Origin of the sequence: Promicromonospora kroppenstedtii DSM 19349, from assembly GCF_000515355.1 — a bacterium.
Classification (GTDB): domain Bacteria; phylum Actinomycetota; class Actinomycetes; order Actinomycetales; family Cellulomonadaceae; genus Promicromonospora; species Promicromonospora kroppenstedtii.
Genome location: NZ_KI911577.1, coordinates 32,342 through 32,952, shown reverse-complemented (window position 1 = coordinate 32,952; position 611 = coordinate 32,342). Strand labels below are relative to the sequence as shown.

Below are 611 nucleotides of genomic sequence, written 5' to 3'. Positions count from 1 at the left end.
TCTCCGCTGGACCGTCGAGCGCGTGCTCGAAGCCGACGTCGTCGTCGAGCTCCCGGGCTGGGAGATCGGCTCGGCAACGGACGTCGAGCTCACGCTCGCCACGGCGATGGGCGTGTCCGTCGTCAACCTCGCCGAGGCCCTCTCCGTCGGAGCCGGAGCGGCTCCCGGCGTAGTACCGCACTAGACGACAGCCCCTACCGCACTGCATCTGCCAGCGTAGGGGGGCTTTGTCGTGCATCTGCCCGGGTGAAGAAATCTAAAGACCTGCGAAAGCGCCTTGCATTCGCCTCTCGCGCCGTGTTACACATGAGTCACCTTGCGTGACTCGCACTCATCGCCCCGAGGTCGCTCGATCTCCGGGACACCGTCACCCCACGAAGGGCCTATTTGCCATGTCTGAAATCAGCGTGTTCCGCTACACCGACGCCGACCTCTCGCTCGACGAGGTCACCGAGGCCCAGCTCATCCGCGTTGCCCAGGGTCACGCCGCTGGCGTCGACCACACGGACCCCGAGGCCGCCAAGATGGCGCTCCTCGACGCCTACGGCCCCGCTATCCGCGCCGCGGTCTCGCGCTTCAAGGGCGGCGTCTTCGACGGCCAGCTCTCCCCG

Annotated in this window: 2 protein-coding genes; both read left to right on the top strand. The window is 67.3% G+C overall.

Annotated elements, in window-relative coordinates; all coding sequences use genetic code 11:
- Positions 1-184, top strand: a 184-nt coding sequence (locus PROKR_RS32175) for a hypothetical protein (RefSeq protein WP_211239993.1), incomplete at its 5' end; no start/stop codon positions are given.
- 208 nt (positions 185-392) lie between these two features.
- Positions 393-611, top strand: a 219-nt coding sequence (locus PROKR_RS33475) for a hypothetical protein (protein ID WP_036959154.1), incomplete at its 3' end; no start/stop codon positions are given.